This is a genomic window from Formivibrio citricus, assembly GCF_900115065.1.
Classification (GTDB): Bacteria; Pseudomonadota; Gammaproteobacteria; order Burkholderiales; family Chitinibacteraceae; genus Formivibrio; species Formivibrio citricus.
In genome coordinates this window covers 174,053-189,751 of record NZ_FOVE01000002.1, presented here as the reverse complement: position 1 = coordinate 189,751, position 15,699 = coordinate 174,053, and the positions used below count along the sequence as shown (strand labels likewise).

At 61.8% G+C, this 15,699-nt stretch carries 16 protein-coding genes; 8 read left to right on the top strand and 8 right to left on the bottom strand.

Annotated features, from left to right (window positions below; all coding sequences use genetic code 11):
* Nucleotides 1-90: 90 nt before the first annotated feature.
* Both BMZ36_RS02110 and ubiE read right to left on the bottom strand, forming a co-directional pair.
* Nucleotides 91-639 (bottom strand): ubiquinone biosynthesis accessory factor UbiJ, encoded by a 549-nt coding sequence (locus tag BMZ36_RS02110; protein WP_091190596.1) that lies wholly within the window; start codon nucleotides 637-639, stop codon nucleotides 91-93.
* On the bottom strand, nucleotides 639-1,373 hold the full coding sequence (gene ubiE, locus BMZ36_RS02105; RefSeq protein ID WP_091190593.1) for a bifunctional demethylmenaquinone methyltransferase/2-methoxy-6-polyprenyl-1,4-benzoquinol methylase UbiE: 735 nt from the start codon (nucleotides 1,371-1,373) through the stop codon (nucleotides 639-641). Before ubiE ends, BMZ36_RS02110 begins: the two co-directional genes overlap by 1 nt.
* Before the next feature lie 167 nt (nucleotides 1,374-1,540).
* On the opposite strand from ubiE, the gene ushA reads away from it, so the two are divergent.
* Nucleotides 1,541-3,178: a bifunctional UDP-sugar hydrolase/5'-nucleotidase UshA gene (gene ushA / locus BMZ36_RS02100; protein WP_091190589.1), complete on the top strand. Its 1,638-nt coding sequence runs from the start codon at nucleotides 1,541-1,543 to the stop codon at nucleotides 3,176-3,178.
* A 7-nt stretch (nucleotides 3,179-3,185) separates the two neighbouring features.
* On the opposite strand, the gene BMZ36_RS02095 is transcribed toward ushA, so the two are convergent.
* The 6 genes from BMZ36_RS02095 to glyQ form a co-directional block, all read right to left on the bottom strand.
* Nucleotides 3,186-3,869 (bottom strand): M48 family metallopeptidase, encoded by a 684-nt coding sequence (locus BMZ36_RS02095; RefSeq protein WP_091190585.1) that lies wholly within the window; start codon nucleotides 3,867-3,869, stop codon nucleotides 3,186-3,188.
* Nucleotides 3,866-4,603, bottom strand: coding sequence for a lysophospholipid acyltransferase family protein (locus BMZ36_RS02090; RefSeq protein ID WP_091190582.1), 738 nt, complete (start codon nucleotides 4,601-4,603; stop codon nucleotides 3,866-3,868). Before BMZ36_RS02090 ends, BMZ36_RS02095 begins: the two co-directional genes overlap by 4 nt.
* Complete coding sequence (gene gmhB, locus BMZ36_RS02085) at nucleotides 4,600-5,163, bottom strand: D-glycero-beta-D-manno-heptose 1,7-bisphosphate 7-phosphatase (protein WP_091190579.1); 564 nt, start codon at nucleotides 5,161-5,163, stop codon at nucleotides 4,600-4,602. The genes BMZ36_RS02090 and gmhB overlap by 4 nt, the downstream gene beginning before the upstream one ends.
* A gap of 112 nt (nucleotides 5,164-5,275) precedes the next feature.
* Nucleotides 5,276-7,345 (bottom strand): glycine--tRNA ligase subunit beta, encoded by a 2,070-nt coding sequence (glyS, locus tag BMZ36_RS02080; RefSeq protein ID WP_091190575.1) that lies wholly within the window; start codon nucleotides 7,343-7,345, stop codon nucleotides 5,276-5,278.
* Nucleotides 7,346-7,385: 40 nt separating this feature from the next.
* Nucleotides 7,386-7,871 carry a surface-adhesin E family protein gene (locus tag BMZ36_RS02075; protein WP_091190572.1) on the bottom strand — a complete coding sequence of 162 codons (486 nt, stop codon included), beginning with the start codon at nucleotides 7,869-7,871 and terminating at the stop codon, nucleotides 7,386-7,388.
* Nucleotides 7,872-7,902: 31 nt separating this feature from the next.
* A complete protein-coding gene (gene glyQ, locus BMZ36_RS02070) occupies nucleotides 7,903-8,793 on the bottom strand; it encodes a glycine--tRNA ligase subunit alpha (protein ID WP_091190567.1) in 891 nt (296 codons plus the stop codon).
* Nucleotides 8,794-9,032: 239 nt separating this feature from the next.
* Between glyQ and pstS the strand changes: the two genes are divergently transcribed.
* From pstS to phoR, 7 genes are all read left to right on the top strand, one after another.
* A complete protein-coding gene (gene pstS / locus BMZ36_RS02065; RefSeq protein WP_091190563.1) occupies nucleotides 9,033-10,088 on the top strand; it encodes a phosphate ABC transporter substrate-binding protein PstS in 1,056 nt (351 codons plus the stop codon).
* A 197-nt stretch (nucleotides 10,089-10,285) separates the two neighbouring features.
* Nucleotides 10,286-11,242 (top strand): phosphate ABC transporter permease PstC, encoded by a 957-nt coding sequence (gene pstC / locus BMZ36_RS02060; protein ID WP_091190556.1) that lies wholly within the window; start codon nucleotides 10,286-10,288, stop codon nucleotides 11,240-11,242.
* A gap of 6 nt (nucleotides 11,243-11,248) precedes the next feature.
* Nucleotides 11,249-12,088 carry a phosphate ABC transporter permease PstA gene (gene pstA, locus BMZ36_RS02055; protein WP_091190552.1) on the top strand — a complete coding sequence of 280 codons (840 nt, stop codon included), beginning with the start codon at nucleotides 11,249-11,251 and terminating at the stop codon, nucleotides 12,086-12,088.
* An 11-nt stretch (nucleotides 12,089-12,099) separates the two neighbouring features.
* Nucleotides 12,100-12,882: a phosphate ABC transporter ATP-binding protein PstB gene (pstB, locus tag BMZ36_RS02050; RefSeq protein ID WP_177187739.1), complete on the top strand. Its 783-nt coding sequence runs from the start codon at nucleotides 12,100-12,102 to the stop codon at nucleotides 12,880-12,882.
* 69 nt (nucleotides 12,883-12,951) lie between these two features.
* A complete protein-coding gene (gene phoU, locus BMZ36_RS02045; RefSeq protein WP_091190549.1) occupies nucleotides 12,952-13,650 on the top strand; it encodes a phosphate signaling complex protein PhoU in 699 nt (232 codons plus the stop codon).
* Nucleotides 13,644-14,348 (top strand): phosphate regulon transcriptional regulator PhoB, encoded by a 705-nt coding sequence (gene phoB / locus BMZ36_RS02040; protein ID WP_373277396.1) that lies wholly within the window; start codon nucleotides 13,644-13,646, stop codon nucleotides 14,346-14,348. Before phoU ends, phoB begins: the two co-directional genes overlap by 7 nt.
* Nucleotides 14,345-15,640, top strand: coding sequence for a phosphate regulon sensor histidine kinase PhoR (gene phoR, locus BMZ36_RS02035; protein ID WP_091190541.1), 1,296 nt, complete (start codon nucleotides 14,345-14,347; stop codon nucleotides 15,638-15,640). The genes phoB and phoR overlap by 4 nt, the downstream gene beginning before the upstream one ends.
* The last annotated feature ends 59 nt before the right edge of the window (nucleotides 15,641-15,699 follow it).

Genomic DNA, 15,699 nt, shown 5'->3' with positions numbered 1-15,699 from the left:
ACTTTTTGGGCTATGGTTTTCCAGCGCCCGGCTCATAAAAAGGAAAACCCCGCTGACGAGCGGGGCTGCGGACAGAGGGCACGGCAAACGCTATTCCAGGTGCTGAACCCGATTTTCGAGTTCGGTTACACCCCGGCTCAATGCATTCACTCCATTGGCCCAGCGCCCCACTTCGACGGGATGTGCCAGAATGCCACGCTCGTCGCGCAGGTATTCAGCATATGATTTCACCAGCCGCCCGCCGATCGCACCAGGAATGCCGCCGAATACGCCGGCCAACTTGACGAGCCGGTTTGCCAGCACATCGCCCACCAGCTCGGAAAGGTCTTCCGCCGCATCCCAGCGCAGAAGCGAGAGCGCATGCGCCACCCGCCCGCCCAACGCAGCATCGCCGGAAAGCTCGATTTGCTGGGCGGCGGTAGCGGGATCATGGGTACGCACGATGAAGAACGACAGAGACAACACCAGGGTGGCCTCGGGAGGCGCTTCGCTGTGCGCCAGCAGCCCGTCCGGCATCATCACCAGCGTTTCGTTCTTCAGCGGCGTTTCAATCCGCACCGTGCAACCCGATTGCGCGGCCAATTCCGATTGAGCGACGGGAGAATGGGCAAGAAGGCGGTTCAGCACGGCAGCAAGCATCACAGTTTCACCCCCTTGTGCAGCGCCACGATACCGGCGCTAAGGTTGAAATATTCGACCCGTTCGAATCCGGCGTCGCCCATCATGCCCTTGAGCGTTTCCTGGTCCGGGTGCATGCGGATCGATTCGGCCAGATACCGGTAGGAGTCGGGATCGTCGGTCACCCATTTTCCCATCAGCGGCAGGAGCTTGAAGGAATAGAGATCGTAGGCGGGCTTGAGCGGTGCCCAAACCCTGGAAAACTCCAGCACCAGCAGGCGTCCGCCCGGCTTGAGCACCCGGTACATCTCGCGCAAGGCGGCATCCTTGTGCGTCATGTTGCGCAAACCGAATGCCACGGAAACCACATCGAAATAATTGTCGGGGAAGGGCAGTTTTTCCGCATCGCACTGCGCAGCCGGCAGGGACACCCCTTCGTCGAGCAGGCGGTCGCGCCCCACCGCCAGCATGGAGCTGTTGATGTCGGTCAGCCAGACTTCGCCGGTCGGCCCCACTTTTTTGGCAAACGCCCGCGACAGGTCGCCCGTGCCGCCGGCGATATCGAGCACTTTGTTTCCGGATCGAACACCGCTGGTTTCGACGGTGAAGAATTTCCACGCCCGATGCAGGCCAGCCGACATCAGATCGTTCATCACGTCGTACTTGCGGGCCACGGAATGAAATACGTCGGCCACCATTTGGGCCTTTTCCGATTCTTCTACAGTCTTGAATCCAAAATGCGTTTCAGAGGTCATGGCCGTCAGCCGGAGAACAATCAAGGGATGCGCATAATCATAACGCGACAGATCATGTTGCGGTGAACAATTGCTGCTTTCTGCCTGTTCCGATCCGCTGTTGCAGCCTCTATTTCAGCGAGAAAAACAGGTTCATAATGCCCGCAGACTTTTCCCGGTAAACCGCTATGAACCTGTTGAAACATGCGACCTGGCTGCTCATCGTCGCGCTTGCGTCCGGCTGTGCAAACCTCTCCACTCCCGAGTCCGGCAAGGACAAGGCCTACCGCATCACCATCATGCATACCAACGACCATCATGGCCGGTTCTGGAAGAACGAGCTTGGCGAATACGGTATGGCCGCACGCAAGACCATCGTCGACCGAATCCGCAAGGAAGTGGCCGAACAGGGCGGCCACACCCTGCTGCTCGACGGCGGCGACATCAACACCGGCGTTCCCGAGTCGGACATGCAGCATGCCATTCCGGATTTTGTCGGCATGAACCTGCTCGGCTACCAGGCCATGGCGGTCGGCAATCACGAATTCGACAAGCCGCTGTCCGTGCTGAAAATGCAGCAGCAACTGATCAAGTTCCCGATGCTGTCAGCCAACATTTACCGGAATGGCCAGCGCATGTTCCGTCCTTATGAAATTTTCAGCTTGGGCGACGTACGCGTCGGCGTACTGGGGCTTTCCACCGAAGACACCGCCAAGCTGGTCAACCCGGATCGCATCAAAGGAATCGAATTTCGCAATCCGCAATCCGAAGCCGCCTCGCTGCTCCCGGAACTGCGCAACCAGGCGGATATCGTCATTGCCATCTCCCATATGGGGCATTACGAGAACGGCGACCATGGCACCCTCGCGCCGGGCGACGTTGAAATGGCCCGTTCAGTGAAAGGCATCGACCTGATCATCGGCGGCCACTCGCAGAATCCAGCCTGCATGAAAGCGGAGAACGTGCGGAACAACGATTACGTTCCCGGCACCGCTTGCCAGCCGGACCGCCAGAACGGCACCTGGATCGTACAGGCGCACGAATGGGGCAAATATGTCGGCCGGGCAGATTTCGAATACCGCAAGGGCACGCTCAAACTGGTCAACTACGCCCTGATCCCGGTCAATCTGAAAAAGCCGGTAACGGCTGCAAACGGCAAGATCGGCTATCGCCCCTATACCGAGGAAATCCCGGAAGACCCGGACATGCTGGCGCTACTGAAACCCTTTCAGGCTTTCGGCCAGCAGCAACTGGACAACACCATCGGCAGCACCGATGCGGCCATCGCAGGGGGACGCGACATCGTGCGCTCGCGCCCGGCCGCCATGGGAAAATTGCTGGGCCGCGCCATGCTGAAAAAAACCGGCGCCGACTTTGCCATGATCAACGGCGGCGGCATCCGGGATTCCCTGAAAGCGGGCAAGATCACCCGCAAGGATGTGCTCAAGGTGCTTCCTTTCGGCAGCACGCTGGTCACCGTCAAGCTGACAGGCAGGGAAGTGATGGACTACCTGGACGCCGCGGCGAAAATGACGCCGGGTTCGGGCGGATTCCCGCAATTTGCCGGAATCGAACTGGCCATCCGGAGCGGCAAGGTCGAAAGTGCCCGCATCAAGGGGGCGCCGGTCGAGCCGGGGAAAACCTATCGCCTGGTGCTCAACAGCTTCCAGGCTTCCGGCGCCGACCAGTATCCGGCCCTGTCAGGCCACCGGCATTATGCCGACACGGGCTTGGTGGATGCCGACGTGCTGAGCGAATTCATTGCCGCCCGCAGCCCGCTCAAGGCATCGGACTATGCTCCGGCAGGCGAAATCATCCGGCATTGACCCGGAATCACCACCCCAGCAACTGCGCCCCATGCCGCTTGAGCCAGTCGCGTTGGTGTTTCCAGTCCGGGCAATGGACCTCGACCAGCGCCCAGAAGCGCGGCGAGTGGTTGAGTTCGGCCAGATGCGCCAGCTCATGGATCACGACGTAATCGATCGCGGCAGGCGGCGCCTGCATCAGCCGCCAGTTGAGGCGAATCCCGCCATGCGCGGCGCAACTGCCCCAACGCCGGCGCGCCGAGGACAAACCCACCCGCGCCGGTTGCAAGCCCATGCGCGCGCTCCAGTACGCCACGCGCTGCGGCAGGAATTCCGCGGCGCGGCGCTTCATGAAACGGGCCAGCGCCACGCTCATGCCGGCCTCATCTTCCGCAGCCACGTGCAACAGTTCGCCATCGAGCCGGGTACGCCCCGCACCGGCAGCCAGCACCACCGCTTCGCCCAGCCAGAAAAACGGCGCGCCGGCGCGTAGCTGTGGCGTTTCGGCGCTTGGCCGCGAGACAAGGCGGGGAAGAATCCAGTCGAGTTTCTGGAAAATGGCGCGCTCGGCATCGGCCTGCGGGGCGCGCAGCGGCAAGGTGATGCTCAGTCCGTCCGGCCCGATGCGCAAGCCGATGCTGCGCCGGGCGCTGCGCTTGAGCGTATAGGCCAGCTCGCGTCCATCGGGCAAGCCAATACGGGCCGATTTCATTTTTTTAGGTAGCAGGGGCCACGCATCTCGGGCGGGATGCGCGCCATCTCGCCTTCGATGAAGGCTTCGACCTCGGCGGTGATGTCGGCCGCTTCGCGGCCTGCGGTCGGGATCGGCTTGCCGATCTTGACGGTGATGACGCCGGGCCATTTCAGCAACGAATTGCGCGGCCAGAATTCGCCCGCATTGTGCGCAATCGGCACCACCGGAATTTCCAGATCGGCAGCCAGACGCGAACCGCCGTGTTTGTACACTCCGCGCTCGCCGGCACCGACTCGCGTCCCTTCGGGGAACACGATCAGGCAAAAGCCTTTGGCCAGCCGGTCATGGCCTTGGGTCATGATCTGCCGCTGCGCCTGCACCTTCTTCTGGCGGTCGATGGCAATCGGCGAAGTGGCGCGCACGGCCCAGCCGAAGAACGGAATCAGCAGCAGCTCGCGCTTGAGCACCCACGCCACGGGCGGAATGAAACACTGGAACGCCATGGTTTCCCACGCCGACTGGTGCTTGGGCATGAACATCGCCGGCCCTTCCGGCAGATTTTCCAGCCCTTCGACGCGGTAGCTCAACCCGCAGGACAGCGCCAGCCAATGAGTGACCAGCTTCGACCAGGTGGACATCACCCGGTAGCGCGGCACCGGCGACATGGGCATGATGACCAGCGCGATAAGGGTATAGACGACTGTCAGCAACGCCCAGCCGGCCCAGAAAATCAGCGAACGAATCAGGATCATTTCGGGAAAACACTCATCCCCATATCGTGGGCCAACAAGTAAGTGGCCACCGCCTGGAGATCGTCAAATATCAGTGTATTGAGCGGTAGATTGCCTGCCGCTTCGGTTTTCTTGCCCTTGCCGGTCCGTACCAGAATGGGCATGCCATCCATGGAAGCCACCGCTTCGAGGTCGCGCAACGAATCGCCGACCATGATGAGATCCATGGCGTTGACATGATAACGGTGGGCAATTTCCTGCAGCATGCCGGGCTTGGGCTTGCGGCACTCGCAGTCCTCCTCCGGATGGTGGGGACAGAAGAAGATGGCATCGATATGCCCGCCCGCCGCCGCCACCACGCGGTGCATTTTGGCGTTGATGCGGTTGAGTGTATCGACGCTGATCATGCCGCGACCGACCGCGGACTGATTGGACGCCACGACAATCGACCAACCGGCACGAGACAGTTCGGAAATTGCCTCGATACTGCCAGGAATCGGATGCCATTCATCCGGCGCCTTGATGTATTCCGGGCTGTCTTCGTTGATCACGCCATCGCGGTCGAGTACAAGCAGTTTCATGGATTCAACCCTTTTTTCACCACCCAGGACACCAAGAGCACAAATAAAACCATATTCATATTAGCCGCCCGACCACCAGATGCGAAGGCGCAGCCGCCTGATGAACAGGCGCTTATTCGGCCAGCAGCGACAACTCCGCAACCCGGTTCATCAGCTCGGCCAACGCATTCAGCAAGGCCAGACGGTTGCCGCGCACGGCCAGGTCGTCAGCCATCACCATCACGCCATCGAAGAAGGCATCGACCGGCGTCTTGAGCGCAGCCAGCGTCTTGAGCGCGCCGGTAAAGTCGCCGGCCTTGAGCTGGGCTTCGACGCCCGGAGCAAGCTTCGCGAATTCGGCATGCAGCGCGGTTTCCGCGGCCTCGGCGAACAACGCGGGGTTGAGCGCCGGAATCTTGCCTTCGACCTTCTTCAGGATGTTGCGGATACGCTTGTTCGCAGCGGCGAGCGCAGCGGCTTCCGGCAGCGCCTTGAACGCCGCCACGGCCGAGAGACGCGCAGCCACGTCGTCGAAACGGGTCGGCTTCAGCGCCAGCACCGCATCGATGTCGGCAAGCGGGTGCTCCGCAGCCAGCAGGTTCTTAAGGCGTTCCAGCATGAATTCGTACACACCCTCAACCGTCCCTTCTGCGATCACGCCAGCCGGGAAGGTGGCGGCAGTCGCCATCAGCAGCGAATGCAGGTCGAGCGGCAAGTTCAGCAGCATGCGCAACACGCCAAGCGCGGCGCGACGCAGCGCGAACGGGTCCTTGTCGCCGGTCGGGATCAGGCCGATGCCGTAGATACCCACGATGGATTCCAGCTTGTCGGCAAGCGCCACGGCAGTGGCCACCGGGCCTACCGGCAGACTGTCGCCCGCGAAGCGGGGGTGATAGTGGCCTTCAATCGCCGCCGCCACTTGTTCATCTTCGCCGTCGATGCGCGCGTAATACATGCCCATGATGCCTTGCAGCTCGGGGAACTCGCCCACCATGTCGGTCAGCAAGTCAGCCTTGGCCAGGAATGCCGCACGTTCGGCGATCTTGCGCTCGGCACCGAGCGCCGGGCCAATCTCGCCGGCGAGCTTCTGCAAGCGCTGCACACGCTCCATCTGGCTGCCGATCTTGTTGTGGTAAACAACCGAGCCGAGCTTGGCGACGCGGCCTTCGAGCGGGGTTTTCTGGTCCTGCTCGAAGAAGAACTTGGCATCGGACAAGCGCGCACGCAGCACGCGGGCGTTGCCCTGGATGATGTGCGACGGATCGGCGGTTTCGAGGTTGGAAACCACGAGGAAGCGCGGCAACAACTTGCCGTTTGCATCGAGCAACGGGAAATACTTCTGGTGCTGCTGCATGGAAAGGATCAGGCATTCCTGCGGCACCTTGAGGAAGTCGGCAGAGAACTCGCCGACATACACCACGGGCCATTCGACCAGCGCGGTCACTTCGTCGAGCAGGCCTTCGGACGGGGCGATATGCGCGCCCTGCGCCGCGGCAGCAGCAGCCAGCGCTTCTTCGATCTGGTGACGGCGTGCGGCGAAATTTGCCACTACGCGGCCCTGTTCGTAGAGTTTTCCGGCGTATTCGTCGGCGTTCGCCAGCGTAATCTCGCCTTGCGAGAGGAAGCGGTGGCCGAGCGTGGTGCGGCCGGATTCCAGATGCAGCACCTTGGCCGGAATCACATCCGCACCGTGCAGCACGGTCAGGCGATGCACCGGACGGATAAACTGTCCGTCGCGGTCGCCCCAGCGCATCATCTTCGGCGCTGGCAACTTCTTCAGCGCGGCCTCGATGATGCCGGAGAGCACGCCAGCCAAAGGCTGGCCCTGCTTCACCGAACGGAACAGGAAGACTTCCTGCTTGCCGTCCGAGGCCTTTTCCAGTTGATCGAGCTGATCGGTGGCAAGACCGACCGACCGGGCAAAGCCGAGCAGCGCCGGCGTCGGCTGACCATCCTTGAAACCGGCCGCCACGGCCGGGCCTTTCTTTTCGACCTGCTGATCGGGCTGGACGGCCAGCACGCCCGGAATCGACACCGCAAGGCGGCGCGGGCTGGCATGGGTGGCATATTCGGCCTCTTTCGCAACAAAACCGAGCTTCGCCAGTTCCTCGAAAACGGTTCCGGCAAAGGACGCTCCCAGCCGGGATAGCGCCTTGGGTGGCAGTTCTTCGGTCAACAATTCAATCAGCAGTGTTTGGGACATATCGCGTCATCCAGTTGTTCAGGTCCGGGGCTACCCGGAATCATTGTTTCTTGGCCGCTTCCTTGTCTGCATGGATCTGGCAGACCTGGCGCATGAAGTCGGCTCCGTAGGTATTCGGCGTCGGCGTCGAGAATTCCCACTGATAACCCGGCACGTCATAGCGCGCCACTTCGGCGTTGTTTTCGTCGGTCAGCACGGCAGTCGTCGCCGCCATGCGCCCGCTCTTGCACTCGATGGCCTGGCGGGTGAACTTCTTGCGGTACTTGCCCTTCGAGACACCATCGATCTGCGCCGTGCGGAAGCTTTGCAGCATCCAGACGTAGACATACTTGTCCTTGGCATAGCGATCGTCGCGCGAAATCGCGTCCACGTTCACCAGCACGTCGAAGTCCGGCATCGTGCCGTAGCGCCGCCACTCGCCCTTGAAGGGCGGGGGATCGCCGGGGCGGCCCTGTTCGTAACCGAGCTTGCCGTCACAAGCAGCCACCAGCATCACGGGCAACAGCAGGATCAGGAACTTTCGCATCGGTTTCACTCCGGAAAAGGAATTACTCGGCTCACTCGGCTCGGCACATCGGGAAGCCCAGGGCTTCGCGGCTGTCGTAGTAGGCTTGCGCCACCTGCCGCGCCAGCGCCCGCACCCGGCCGATATAGGCCGCGCGCTCGGTCACCGAAATCGCGCCGCGCGCATCGAGCAGGTTGAAGGTATGCGAACACTTCATCACCATCTCGAAGCCCGGAAGCGCCAGCCCGGCATCCATCAGGCGCTTGGCCTCGGATTCGAAATCATTGAAGAGGCGGAACAGCAACTCGACGTTCGAATGCTCGAAGTTGTAGGTGGACTGTTCGACTTCGTTCTGGTGGTAGATGTCGCCGTAGGTCACCTTCTGGCCGTTCGGGTACACGGTCCAGACCAGATCGTAGACGTTCTCCACGCCCTGCAGGTACATCGCCAGACGCTCGACGCCGTAAGTGATTTCGCCCAGCACCGGCTTGCAATCGAGGCCGCCAACCTGCTGGAAGTAGGTGAACTGCGTCACTTCCATGCCGTTGAGCCACACTTCCCAGCCCAAACCCCAAGCGCCCAGTGTCGGAGATTCCCAGTCGTCTTCCACGAAGCGGATGTCATGCACGGTCGGGTCGATGCCCAGCTCGCGCAGCGAACCGAGATACAGGTCCTGGATGTTGTCAGGGCTGGGTTTGAGCACCACCTGGTACTGGTAATAGTGCTGCAGACGGTTGGGGTTCTCGCCGTAACGGCCGTCCTTGGGGCGGCGCGAAGGCTGCACGTAGGCAGCATTCCACGGCTCCGGGCCGAGCGCGCGCAGGAATGTGGCCGTATGGAATGTCCCCGCGCCAACTTCGATATCGTAGGGCTGCAGCAAAGCGCAGCCGTGGCGGGCCCAGTATTTCTGGAGGGTAAGCAGGATTTCCTGGAATGTCAGCATGATTCTTTTCTCTGCCGCTCTCGGGCGGCCGGATTTGCACCAAAGGTGGGATTTTACTTTCTTTTCAAGGCTGAGGGGAAATCGACGCGAATCACACAACCTCGCGGGGTTTCTTCACCCCCTCCTTTTGTCGGAGGTTGGCAAAAATCACCTGTCACACCGCTGCAACATGTCACATTGTTGTAACAATCAATTCGTACAGTGGCGCCATCACCAACAGCCAAACAAAGGACTCCCCGATGTTGCGCAAATTCAAGTTGCTCCAGATTTCCGCCCTTGCCCTGGCGATGGGCGCCGCCTCCCTGGCCGTGCAAGCCGCCGAGATCACCGGCGCGGGCGCTTCCTTCCCGGCTCCGCTGTACGCCAAGTGGGCCGATGCCTACCAGAAAGCCACCGGCAACCGCGTGAACTACCAGTCGATCGGCTCCGGCGGCGGCATCAAGCAGATCACCGCCAAGACCGTCGATTTCGGCGCTTCCGACATGCCGCTCAAGGCTGAAGACCTGAACAAGAACGGGCTGACCCAGTTCCCGGCCGTGATCGGCGGCGTGGTGCCGGTCGTCAACGTGGCCGGCGTTCAGCCCGGTGCGCTTCGCCTGAGCGGCCAGGTGCTCGCCGACATTTATCTGGGCAAGATCAAGAAGTGGAACGACAAGGCGATTGCCGATCTGAACCCGGGCGTGAAGCTGCCTGGCACCAGCATCGCCGTGGTACGCCGCGCCGACGGCTCCGGCACCACCTTCATCTTCACCAACTACCTCTCCAAGGTTAACGCCGAATGGAAGCAGAAAGTCGGTGAAGGCACCGCTGTGAAATGGCCGGGCACCGGCATGGGCGGCAAGGGTAACGAAGGTGTGGCTGCCTTCCTGCAGCGCATCCCCAATTCGATCGGCTACGTGGAATACGCCTATGCCAAGCAGAACAGGCTGGCTTGGGTGAAACTGCAGAATGCCTCCGGCAACTTCGTTGCTCCGGACGATACGACCTTCAAGGCTGCCGCAGCCGGCGCCAACTGGGCCAAGTCCAACTTCGGCGAGATCCTGACCAACCAGCCGGGCAAGGATAGCTGGCCGATCACGGGTGCAACCTTCATCTTGATGCACAAGAGCCAGGCCAAGCCGACTCAGGGTGCGGAAGTGCTGAAGTTCTTCCAGTGGTCGTTCAAGAACGGCGGCAAGATGGCGGCTGATCTGGAATACGTGGCCCTGCCGGACAACCTGGTCAAGCAGATCTATGGTTCGTGGACTGCCGGCATCAAGGATGGCGCGGGCAAGCCGGTACTCGTGGCCAAGTAATTTATGCAACCCGGGCCGGCGGTTGCCGGCCCTCTACAAAGGAAATACTGAACAAGTCAGCGAGAAGACGCAGGGCAAGGAGCCCGGAGCGCAGAAACCGCAATGTATATGCGAATACATGAGGATTTCGAGCACCGCGCGACGCCGCCATGCGCCTTCGCAGCAATTGTTCAGCGTTTCCCAGACAAACGGAACCCATGAAAAACTCACCCTCCAAGAGCAAGCTGGGCGACCTGTTGTTCTTCAACCTGACCCGCGCCGTGGCCATGCTGACGCTGCTGGTGCTGGCCGGGATCATCGTTTCCCTGACCATCAGCGCCTGGCCTTCGATCAAGACCTTCGGCTTCGGCTTTCTCACCAGCAGCGAATGGAACCCGCCCGCCGAGCAGTTCGGCGCACTGGTGCCGATCTACGGCACGCTGGTGACTTCGCTGATCGCGCTGGTCATCGCGCTGCCAATCAGCTTCGGCATCGCGCTCTTTCTGACTGAGCTTTCGCCCACTTGGTTGCGCCGCCCACTCGGCATCGCCATCGAGTTGCTGGCCGGCATTCCCAGCATCGTCTACGGCATCTGGGGGTTATTGGTTTTCGCGCCGGTGTTCGGTGAACACGTGCAGCCCAAGATCGCCGAAACGCTCGGCGAAGTGCCGGTCATCGGCGAACTCTTTTCCGGCCCGACCTTCGGCATCGGCCTTCTGGCTGCCGGCATCATTCTGGCTATCATGATCATCCCGTTCATCACCTCGGTCATGCGCGACGTGTTCGAGCTGACCCCGGCCATGCTCAAGGAATCGTGCTACGGCCTCGGGGGAACGACCTGGGAGGTGGTGCGCAACGTGGTGCTGCCCTACACCCGCGTCGGCGTGATCGGCGGCGTGATGCTCGGCCTGGGCCGCGCACTCGGCGAAACCATGGCCGTGACCTTCGTAATCGGCAATGCGAGCCTGCTCGAAAGCCCGTCGCTTTTCATGCCGGGCAACAGCATCACGTCCTTGCTCGCCAACGAATTCGCCGAAGCCTCGCCGGGGCTCTACACCGCCGCACTGATCGAGCTCGGCCTGATCCTGTTCGTGATCACGTTCATCGTGCTCTCGCTGTCCAAACTGCTGTTGCATTCGCTGGAAAAGAATTCCGGCGGAAAGCACGTCGGGTAAGAACCAATGAAACTCTCGACCAAACGCAAAGCCGTCAATTTTTTTGCGCTCTCCATGTCGCTGGCAGCCATGGCTTTCGGCCTGTTCTGGCTATTCTGGATTCTGTGGATGGTGCTCGACCTGGGCGTTGGCGCGCTCAAGCCCACGCTGTTCACCGAAATGACGCCGCCTCCGGGCGAGGCGGGCGGACTGAAGAATGCCATCGCAGGCAGCCTCATCATGGTGGGCCTGGCAATGCTGATCGCCACCCCGCTCGCCACGCTGGCCGGCATCTACCTGGCCGAATACGGTCAGCGCAGCTGGCTCGGCAAGGTCACGCGCTTCGTCAACGACATCCTGCTCTCAGCGCCCTCCATCGTGATCGGCCTGTTCGTCTACGCGATCTACGTCGCCAAGGCCGGCAAATTTTCCGGCATGTCCGGCGCGCTGGCACTGGCGCTGCTGGCGATTCCGGTCATGGTGCGCACCACCGAAAACATGCTGGCGCTGGTCCCCAATTCGCTGCGCGAAGCCGCGTTCGCGCTCGGCGCGCCGAAGTGGCGGGTGATCCTGATGGTGACACTGCGCTCTGCCAAATCGGGCATCGTGACCGGCATTCTGCTCTCCGTAGCGCGCATTTCCGGCGAAACTGCCCCGCTCTTGTTTACCGCGCTGTCCAACCAGTTCTGGAGTACCAATCTCTCCGAGCCGATGGCCAGCCTGCCGGCCACCATTTTCAAGTTCGCCATGAGCCCGTTCGCCGACTGGCAGCAACTCGCCTGGGCCGGCGTATTCATCATCACTCTCGGCGTACTCATCCTGAACATCATCGCCCGCGTCATGTTCAGAAGCAGCCCGCAACGTTAAGGAAATAAAAGATGCCTATCGAATCCTCCGCCCAGGCACTGGTCCCGCAGATCAGCATCCGGAACCTGAACTTCTATTACGGCAAAGCGCAAGCCCTCAAGGGAATCAATCTGGATATCTACAAGGGCAAGGTCACCGCCTTCATCGGCCCGTCCGGCTGCGGCAAATCGACGCTGCTGCGCACCATCAACCGCATGTACGACCTCTACCCCGGCCAGCACGCCGAAGGCGAATTGCTGATCGACGGCGAGAACATCCTGCACGGCAACGTGGACACCATCGCGCTGCGCGCCCGTGTCGGCATGGTGTTCCAGAAACCCACGCCCTTCCCGATGTCGATTTACGAAAACATCGCTTTCGGCGTGCGCATGCATGAAAAGCTCAACCGCAGTGCAATGGACGACCGCATCGAATGGGCGCTGACCAAGGCCGCGCTCTGGAACGAGGTCAAGGATAAACTCAAGCAGCCCGGCACCAGCCTTTCCGGCGGCCAGCAACAGCGTCTGTGCATCGCGCGCGGCGTAGCGGTCAAACCGCAGGTGCTGCTGCTCGACGAACCGACCTCGGCGCTCGACCCGATTTCCACCGGCCGCATCGAAGAGCTGATCCACGAACTCAAGTCGGAGTTCACGATCGCCATCGTGACCCACAACATGCAACAGGCCGCGCGGGTTTCGGATTTCACCGCCTACATGTATCTGGGCGAGCTGGTCGAATTCGGCAAGACCGACGATATTTTCGTCAAACCCAAAGACAAACGCACGGAAGACTACATCACCGGTCGCATGGGTTAACGAGGCAGCCGCGCCCGATCCCTGAAAACATTGGCCGAACCTGCACAGGATTGCCATAAAGGAACCAACATGAACGAATTCGAAAAACACGTTTCCCGCGCTTTTGACGACGAGCTCACCACCCTGCGCAGCCATGTGCTGGAAATGGGCGGGCTGGTCGAAGCCCAATGTCTGGCCGCAACGCAGGCTTACACCTCGGGGGAAATTTCCACGGTTTCCGACATCGTCGAAACCGACCGCAAGATCGACGTCTTCCAGACACTGATTGAGGACGAGTGCGCCCAGGTCATCGCCAAGCGCCAGCCCGCAGCCACCGATCTGCGCCTGATCCTCGGCGTGACCAAGATCGTCACCGACCTGGAACGCATCGGCGACGAAGCCAAGCGCATCGCCAAGGGCGCGCGGCGCATCCACGGCGAAGGGCCGAAATCGCTGCCGCCACATACCGCAGACGTGCGCCACATCGCCAAGGCCGCGGCCGACATGGTACGCCGCTCGCTCGACACCTTCTCCCGGCTCGACACCGAAGAAGCGCGCCAGATCATCCGCAGCGATGCCGAGGTCGATACCGAATTCAAGGCCGTGATCCGCCAGCTCGTCACCTACATGATGGAAGACCCGCGCACGATCACCACCTCGATCGACATCATCTCGATTGCGCGCGCCATCGAGCGCATCGGCGACCATGCCAAGAACATCGCCGAGCACATCATCTACATCGTCGAAGGACGCAACAACCCGCCTGCGTTCAAGGAGTCCGCATCTTGAACCCGAACATTCTTGTGATCGAGGACGAGCCGGCGATCCAGGAACTGCTCGCCATCAACCTCAAGCACGCTGGCTTTCTGGTCATTCGCGCCGGTAGCGCCGAAGAAGGCGAATCGGCCATTCGCGCCGCACTGCCCGACCTGATCCTGCTCGACTGGATGCTGCCGGGCAAATCGGGCGTAGCGCTGGCCAAGAAGTTGCGCGCCGACGAGCGCACCCGCGAGATCCCCATCATCATGCTGACTGCGCGCGTGCACGAGGAAGACAAGATTCAGGGACTCGAATCCGGCGCGGACGATTACATCACCAAACCGTTCTCGCCCAAGGAACTCATCGCGCGAGTACGCGCCGTGCTGCGCCGCCGCGCGCCGCATCTGGCCGGTGAAGCGGTCGAGATCGAAGGACTGGCCATCAATCCGGCCACGCACCGCATCACCTGCAACGGCGAACCGCTGGAACTCGGCCCCACCGAATTCCGCCTGCTGTTTTTCTTCATGACGCACCCGGAGCGCGTCTACAGCCGCGCCCAGTTGCTCGACAGCGTCTGGGGCGACCACGTGTTCATCGAGGAGCGTACCGTGGACGTCCACATCCGCCGCCTGCGCGCCGCGCTTGAAATCACCGGGCACCACAAGCGGCTGGAAACCGTGCGCGGCACCGGCTACCGCTTCCGCGGCGCGGAGAAAGTGGAATCATGAATTTCCACCCCGTGGTACGCGCACTGGGCTACACCCTGCTCACCCTGGCAATCGCCGCCGTGGTCTGGCTGTTCGGGTCGGCCCATGCAGCTTGGGCCACGCTGGTACTGGGGCTCCTGCTGCAGCTTGCCTACCATCTTCGGCAATGGATCGCTCTGGAACGCTGGGCGCGCAATCCGTCCCCGGCGACCGAACTCGTCGGCAGCGGCGTCTGGAGCGAGCCGTTTGCCCACCTCTACCGGCACGAACGCGACCTGCGCCGCCAGATCGCCTACTGGCAGGAAGAACTCGCGCGCTTCGGCGCCGCGGGCCAGGCGCTGACGGTTGGCGCCATCATCGTCGGCGAGGGCTGGCGCATCGAATGGTGCAACCGCATGGCCGAGCAGCAACTGGGCCTGAACCAGCAAACCGACATCGGCGAACCGATCACCCACCTCGTCCGGCAACCGCTATTCCTGAACTACCTGACGGCCGGCGATTTCGCCGCCCCGCTGCAAATGCGCTCGGAGCGCGCCGGCGATGCGCTGCTGTCCGTGCACGTCATCGCCTACGGCAAGAAACGGCAACTCATCCAGATCACCGATATCACGCAGACCGAACGCGTCGACCAGATGCGCCGCGATTTCGTCGCCAACGTATCGCACGAACTGCGCACACCGCTCACGGTGCTGCACGGCTTCATCGAAACGCTGCGCGAGCTGGATCTGAACCCCGAGGAACGCAACCATTACCTCGGCATCATGGCCGAGCAATCGGACCGCATGCAGCGCATCGTGCAGGAACTGCTGCTGCTCTCGACCATGGAAGCCGCTCCGCCGCCCCCGACCGACGAGCGCATCAACATGACCTCGCTGCTCGATAAACTGCGCCGCGATGCCGAAGCGCTGTCGAACGGCCAGCACCAGGTCGAATTGATCCAGGGCTGCCATGCCGACCTCTTCGGCTCGGAAGGCGAGATCACCAGCGCACTGAGCAACCTGGTTTCCAACGCCGTGCGCTACACGCCCGCCGGCGGTTCGATCCGTATTCACTGGAGCAGCAGCGCCGAAGGGGCCGAATTCGCCGTCGAGGATACCGGCATCGGCATCGACCCCGCACACATCCCGCGCCTGACCGAACGCTTCTACCGCGTTGATCGCGGCCGTTCGCGCGAATCGGGCGGCACCGGGCTGGGACTCGCCATCGTCAAGCACGCCATCACCCGCCACCAGGCCTCACTGCACATCCACAGCAAACCCGGTCAGGGCAGCTGCTTCGCCGTGCGCTTTCCTGCTGCGCGCGTGGCACTGTAAATCAACAGGAAGAATCCCCGCGCTCAGAACCGGTCACGGCTTCGCTGCAAGATCGCGAA

Bases quoted from the DNA above. Each gene is read 5' to 3' on its own strand.
- BMZ36_RS02110 (WP_091190596.1), bottom strand. From the start codon at position 639: ATGCTTGCTGCCGTGCTGAACCGCCTTCTTGCCCATTCTCCCGTCGCT.
- ubiE (WP_091190593.1), bottom strand. From the start codon at position 1,373: ATGACCTCTGAAACGCATTTTGGATTCAAGACTGTAGAAGAATCGGAA.
- ushA (WP_091190589.1), top strand. From the start codon at position 1,541: ATGAACCTGTTGAAACATGCGACCTGGCTGCTCATCGTCGCGCTTGCG.
- BMZ36_RS02095 (WP_091190585.1), bottom strand. From the start codon at position 3,869: ATGAAATCGGCCCGTATTGGCTTGCCCGATGGACGCGAGCTGGCCTAT.
- BMZ36_RS02090 (WP_091190582.1), bottom strand. From the start codon at position 4,603: ATGATCCTGATTCGTTCGCTGATTTTCTGGGCCGGCTGGGCGTTGCTG.
- gmhB (WP_091190579.1), bottom strand. From the start codon at position 5,163: ATGAAACTGCTTGTACTCGACCGCGATGGCGTGATCAACGAAGACAGC.
- glyS (WP_091190575.1), bottom strand. From the start codon at position 7,345: ATGTCCCAAACACTGCTGATTGAATTGTTGACCGAAGAACTGCCACCC.
- BMZ36_RS02075 (WP_091190572.1), bottom strand. From the start codon at position 7,871: ATGCGAAAGTTCCTGATCCTGCTGTTGCCCGTGATGCTGGTGGCTGCT.
- glyQ (WP_091190567.1), bottom strand. From the start codon at position 8,793: ATGCTGACATTCCAGGAAATCCTGCTTACCCTCCAGAAATACTGGGCC.
- pstS (WP_091190563.1), top strand. From the start codon at position 9,033: ATGTTGCGCAAATTCAAGTTGCTCCAGATTTCCGCCCTTGCCCTGGCG.
- pstC (WP_091190556.1), top strand. From the start codon at position 10,286: ATGAAAAACTCACCCTCCAAGAGCAAGCTGGGCGACCTGTTGTTCTTC.
- pstA (WP_091190552.1), top strand. From the start codon at position 11,249: ATGAAACTCTCGACCAAACGCAAAGCCGTCAATTTTTTTGCGCTCTCC.
- pstB (WP_177187739.1), top strand. From the start codon at position 12,100: ATGCCTATCGAATCCTCCGCCCAGGCACTGGTCCCGCAGATCAGCATC.
- phoU (WP_091190549.1), top strand. From the start codon at position 12,952: ATGAACGAATTCGAAAAACACGTTTCCCGCGCTTTTGACGACGAGCTC.
- phoR (WP_091190541.1), top strand. From the start codon at position 14,345: ATGAATTTCCACCCCGTGGTACGCGCACTGGGCTACACCCTGCTCACC.